The 4932-nt window shown below is 64.5% G+C and carries 7 protein-coding genes; 3 read left to right on the top strand and 4 right to left on the bottom strand.

Going from position 1 to position 4932, the window contains the following annotated elements; genetic code table 11:
* Positions 1-209: 209 nt before the first annotated feature.
* Complete coding sequence (locus tag CXQ96_RS17690) at positions 210-977, bottom strand: DUF305 domain-containing protein (RefSeq protein WP_104119334.1); 768 nt, start codon at positions 975-977, stop codon at positions 210-212.
* Between CXQ96_RS17690 and CXQ96_RS18210 the strand changes: the two genes are divergently transcribed.
* Positions 976-1158 carry a hypothetical protein gene (locus CXQ96_RS18210; RefSeq protein ID WP_146070941.1) on the top strand — a complete coding sequence of 61 codons (183 nt, stop codon included), beginning with the start codon at positions 976-978 and terminating at the stop codon, positions 1156-1158. The genes CXQ96_RS17690 and CXQ96_RS18210 overlap by 2 nt on opposite strands.
* Before the next feature lie 57 nt (positions 1159-1215).
* Here the strand turns inward: CXQ96_RS18210 and CXQ96_RS17685 are convergent, their stop codons facing one another.
* From CXQ96_RS17685 to CXQ96_RS17675, 3 genes are all read right to left on the bottom strand, one after another.
* Positions 1216-2766: an arsenic transporter gene (locus CXQ96_RS17685; RefSeq protein ID WP_104119340.1), complete on the bottom strand. Its 1551-nt coding sequence runs from the start codon at positions 2764-2766 to the stop codon at positions 1216-1218.
* 95 nt (positions 2767-2861) lie between these two features.
* Entirely contained in the window at positions 2862-3284 is a 423-nt protein-coding gene (locus CXQ96_RS17680; RefSeq protein ID WP_219816170.1) for a low molecular weight phosphatase family protein, read from the bottom strand.
* A 73-nt stretch (positions 3285-3357) separates the two neighbouring features.
* A complete protein-coding gene (locus tag CXQ96_RS17675) occupies positions 3358-3642 on the bottom strand; it encodes a helix-turn-helix transcriptional regulator (protein WP_258059189.1) in 285 nt (94 codons plus the stop codon).
* Positions 3643-3941: 299 nt separating this feature from the next.
* Between CXQ96_RS17675 and CXQ96_RS17670 the strand changes: the two genes are divergently transcribed.
* A complete protein-coding gene (locus CXQ96_RS17670; RefSeq protein ID WP_104119333.1) occupies positions 3942-4430 on the top strand; it encodes an arsenate reductase ArsC in 489 nt (162 codons plus the stop codon).
* A gap of 47 nt (positions 4431-4477) precedes the next feature.
* Positions 4478-4932 (top strand): NAD(P)/FAD-dependent oxidoreductase (locus CXQ96_RS17665; RefSeq protein ID WP_181036541.1); only part of this gene is annotated, 455 nt, incomplete at its 3' end.

Genomic DNA, 4932 nt, shown 5'->3' with positions numbered 1-4932 from the left:
GCAGGACGCCGCCGCCTACGACGTGGGCGCCGGCGGCGAGGGCGAGCATGACCGCAGTGACACCTGCGGCCCGCAGGCAACGCAGCGGCGAAGAACCGCTCACGCTCACCTCCTCACCTTTGTCGGGATCCGGCTGGCACCGGCCAGTCGGGGCGCCGCCACCGAAGGGACTGATAGCGGTCAGACTCCCGCCGGGGAAACTCTGGTCATTATCTGGCGGTCAGCATGTGTTCCATTGCTTCGATGTCAGCCTGCTGAGCGATGACCTGTTTCTGCGCGAAACTCCTGACCGTGTCCGTGGATGCCTCATCAAGGGCGGCCTGCGCCATCATCACCCCACCGCGATGGTGGGCGATCATCAGGGTCAGAAACAGCCGGTCGCCCTCGACACCCGTCAGTGACCGGAGCCTCGCCAGATCCTCCTCGGACGCCAACCCCGGCATGCCCACGCCCATAGCAGGGCCCGCGGCGGCATCTGTAGCAGCACCTGCAGCACCGTCATTAGCCCCGTCAGTAGCACCACCGGTGTCGCTCATCCCCTTATGACCGTTTCCGTGCGCGGAGTCCGAACCCATGCCCGGATCCATATCCATGTCCATATCCATGTCCATAGCCGCGTTCATCCAGGCCATGGGTGCCAGGCTGGAGGATTGGGACAGACCCCAGTTCTCCAGCCACGTGGACATATGGCCGATCTGGGCCTGCTGTGCTGTGGCCATGTCATAGGCGATGGCCTTCACGTCCGGGTCGTCCGAACGATCCCAGGCGATCATCGACATCTCGACGGCCTGCGTGTGATGCACCTGCATGTCCCGCGAGAATCCGGCATCAGCGCTGCCCTCCTCCGGAACAGCGGCGGATCCGGCAGCCGGCACCGCTCCCTGCGCGCCAAAGAATGCGACACAGCCAAGGACGAGAGCGACAACAAAACCTACGAGCAGCACCCTGAACTGAGCACGAGATAGAACCGAGAACATGACACAGCCTAGGAAGAAGATGAGGGAGAACAGGAAAGGTTTCAGCGCACACCATCGTATCGACGCCCTGACCACCGTGCTCGGCGGTTACCCGAGCACAGGCGTCGTCATGGCGGTCCTCGCCACGATCAGCGTCGTCACCACAACACGCACCCGGGCGAAGGCCGAACCGCAAAATTAGTCCTTCCGGTTCCCGGCCTCCAACCACGTAGGCAGTATTCCAGCGGTAGTCGCCTCCTCAGACCCCGATGATGGTGAGCCAGCCGGCGAGGGCGAGGAGCGTGATGAGCAGGACGGGGATGGTCAGGACGATGCCGGTGCGGAAGTACTGGCCCCAGCCGATGTGGATGCCCTTACGGTCCAGGACGTGTAGCCACAGGAGCGTCGCGAGGCTGCCGATCGGGGTGATCTTCGGGCCGAGATCGGAGCCAATGACGTTGGCGTAGATCATCGCTTCCTGCGTCAGGCCGGTCGCTCCCGCTGCGCCGATGGCGAGGGAGGCGATGAGTACGGTGGGCATGTTGTTCATTAAGGACGCGAGGACCGCCACGATAACGCCGACGCCGAGGGCTGTGATGAGGACACCGTTGTTACTGATGTTCGAGAAGACACCGGCGAGTTCGTCGGTGAGGCCCTGGTTCCGCAGCCCGTAGACGACGAGGTACATGCCGATGGAGAAGAGCACGATCTGCCAAGGGGCTTCCCTGAGGATCCGGGGTACCGAAATCCGGCCGTCGGGAAGTGCCGCAGCTCCGCCAGCTGAGGAGAGGGTTGCGTCGTTGCCGTCCGCTGTGGAGGTCTTCATGTCAGCGGTGGGGTGAGCGCTGCTCGCGGTGCCGCCGGTGGAGCGGTGAGCCGCGCCGATGGTTTCGTAATCGAGGTCCACAACCCGATCGGTAGCGTCAGTTCCAGGCGTCGCCGCCTGCGTTGACGACGCCGCCACTGAGGCTGCTACTGGGACTGCAGCCCGGGGGAACAGGAACGCGGGTTTGCGGGACGCGACGAGCATGAGGACGACGGCGCCGAGCCCGGCGACAGCCGAGAGAGGAATGTGGAGTGGCTCGGCGGCGAAGTAGCCGATGAGAAGGACGCCGAGGATCACCCACCCGGTCTTGAACGTCAGCGGGTCCGCGATGGCCGACTTCGGGGTCGCGAGGACGGTGACGTCGTAGTGGCGGGGAATCACCTTGCGGAAGAACAGGAGCAGGACGCCGAGGCTCGCGGCGACGGACACGATGCCGACGGGAACCATGACGACGGCGTAGCGGGCGAAGCTGATGTCGAAGAAGTCGGCGGTGACAATGTTCACCAGGTTCGACACGACCAGGGGCAGACTCCCGGCGTCGGCGATGAAACCACACGCGATCACGAACGCGAGAGAAGCCTTGGCGGGGAACTTCAGGGCGATGAGCATCTGGATCACGATCGGGGTGAGGATCAGCGCGGCGCCGTCGTTCGCGAACACTGCCGCGATCGCGGCCCCGAGCAGCACGATCAGCGCGAACAGCAGCCGTCCGTTACCCCTGCCCCAGCGCGCGACGTGCAGCGCCGCCCATGTGAAGAACCCAGATTCGTCGAGGATGAGCGAGATGATGACGATCGCCACGAACGCGAAGGTCGCGTTCCAGACGATGTCCCACACCACCGGTATGTCCGACAGGCTCACCACTGTGGTGATCAGCGCGACGGCTGCGCCTCCAAGGGCGGACCAGCCGATGCCAAGGCCTTTGGGCTGCCAGATGACCAGAGTCAGGGTGGCGAGGAAGATCAGAACAGCGACCACGGTCATGGCAGTCATGGCGAGAGGGCTCCTAACAGGAGGGCAGGAAGAAACGCACCGGCGAACTCGCTCATGAGCTCACCGGTGAGGAGGTGGTGCTGGGCTCAGCGGGTGGAGAGGGTGGTGTGAAGTGTGGTGACGCGGTCGAGAATGTCATCGCGGACCAGGCGCATCCGCTCGATACCGTCAATCCCGCGGTCGCTGGGCTCGTCGGTCTCCCACCGCTCATAGAGGGTGCCCTCGACCTCGTCGACCTGCGCTTCGGAGCCAAGGATGACGACGAGGTCCGCTTTCTTCTGGTCCTCGACGGTGATCTGGCGGGGTACGTTCTGGCTGATGTCGACCCCAATCTCGGCCAGGACCTGGGCGGAGAGGTCGTTGACGGCGGAGCCGGGCTTCGACCCGGCGGAAGCGGTGGTGACGGAGTCCCCGGCGACCTTGTCCATGAGGCCGGCGGCCATCTGGGACTTGCCGCCGTTCTTCACGCACACGAACAGGACAGAGGGCTTGTCGGCCTTAAAGCTCACAGGGGGTCTCACTTTTTCTGGTCGGTAGGGACGCAAACAGGGGCCAAGCAGAACCCGGGAGGCTGCTGGGGTGTTACTTGGGTTCGGCGAGGACGCCGGCGAGGGCGTCCAGGGCGCCGGGCACGATGGAGAAGTAGGCCCACACGCCGCGCTTCTCGCGGTGCAGGATCCCGGCGTCGACGAGGATCTTCAGGTGATGTGACACCGTCGGCTGTCCGAGGTTCAGCGGTTCGGTGAGGTCGCACACACACGCCTCGTTCTCGGCGCTGGCCGAGATGAGGGAAACCAGGCGTAACCGGTTCGGATCGGCGATCGCCTTGAACTGCTTGGACAGCTCCTCGGCCCGCTGCGCGCTCATCGCCGGTGCCCCGGACGGTACGCAGCACCGACCCTCATCAACCACCTCTGTGGTCGCGAGGTCCGTGTCTGCAGCCCTGGTATCAGCCGTGGTTCGGGGCTCGGCGATCATCGTCATGCCACCCAGCATACCTGCACATTGACAACCGTCGATATGGCTCCGCATACTCGGTATCGAAGCTAGTCAATCTCTCTTGGAGTGCTCGTACAGGCGAGTACCTAGGAAGTGTTGGACTCCTATCCACCATTCACGAGGCCTGTCCAGCGTGCCGGGACAGGGCGAAGACCGAAGGATTCCCCATGACCACCGAAACAGCCACTGAAGCAGCACAGACGAACGCGACGGACACCCTGGTGGGGAAGAAGCCGTCGGTCCTGTTCGTCTGCGTCCACAACGCGGGCCGGTCCCAGATGGCGGCCGCGTACCTGAATCACCTTTCCGAGGGCCGTATCGAGGTCCTGTCCGCAGGTTCCCAGCCGGCCGACCAGATCAACCCATCAGCGGTGGAGGCGATGAAGGAGGAGGGTATCGACATCACCGCTGAGACCCCGAAGATCCTCACCACGGAAGCGGTGCAGGCCTCGGACGTCGTCGTGACCATGGGCTGCGGGGACGAGTGCCCGTACTTCCCGGGCAAGAGGTACGAGGACTGGGTCCTCGAGGACCCCGCCGGTAAGGGCGTCGAGTCCGTCCGTCCGATCCGGGACGAGATCAAGGGCCGCATCCAGCAGCTCATCAGCGAACTGATCCCCGCCAGCGGTGTCGGCGCAGGTACGCAGAGCGCCTGACCCTGAGCCCTCCCGTTCGTCGCTTTCAGGATCCGAAAGGCACCGTCATGACAGACCTGCAGCAGGAGAAAATCATCATCGTGGGCTCGGGCCCGGCCGGTTACACCGCGGCGATCTACGCAGCGCGTGCCGGTCTGGCTCCGCGGGTCATCGCCGGCGCGGTAACAGCTGGCGGTGCGCTGATGAACACGACGGAGGTCGAGAACTTCCCCGGCTTCACCGAAGGCATCCAGGGACCGGAGCTGATGGAGAACCTTCGCGGGCAGGCCGAACGATTCGGCGCGGTCATCGAGTACGACGACGCAGCCACAGTCGAGCTCACTGGGAACCTGAAGACCGTCACGACCCTGAGCGGCATCACGTACCAGGCGCCGGCGGTAATCCTGGCGACCGGCTCCGCGTACAAGGAACTCGGGCTGCCTGACGAGAAGCGCCTCACCGGCCGGGGCGTGTCATGGTGCGCGACGTGCGACGGGTTCTTCTTCCGCAACCAGGACATCAT

Source organism: Arthrobacter sp. B1805 (assembly GCF_002929745.1).
Lineage (GTDB): Bacteria > Actinomycetota > Actinomycetes > Actinomycetales > Micrococcaceae > Arthrobacter_D.
The sequence above is the reverse complement of the archived record's forward strand: the minus strand, read 5'-3'. Positions and strand labels throughout refer to the sequence as shown.

Excerpts from the sequence above, each read along its gene's own strand:
- CXQ96_RS18210 (WP_146070941.1), top strand. The coding sequence starts at position 976 with ATGACACAGCCTAGGAAGAAGATGAGGGAGAACAGGAAAGGTTTCAGC.
- CXQ96_RS17690 (WP_104119334.1), bottom strand. The coding sequence starts at position 977 with ATGTTCTCGGTTCTATCTCGTGCTCAGTTCAGGGTGCTGCTCGTAGGT.
- CXQ96_RS17685 (WP_104119340.1), bottom strand. The coding sequence starts at position 2,766 with ATGACCGTGGTCGCTGTTCTGATCTTCCTCGCCACCCTGACTCTGGTC.
- CXQ96_RS17675 (WP_258059189.1), bottom strand. The coding sequence starts at position 3,642 with ATGAGCGCGCAGCGGGCCGAGGAGCTGTCCAAGCAGTTCAAGGCGATC.
- CXQ96_RS17670 (WP_104119333.1), top strand. The coding sequence starts at position 3,942 with ATGACCACCGAAACAGCCACTGAAGCAGCACAGACGAACGCGACGGAC.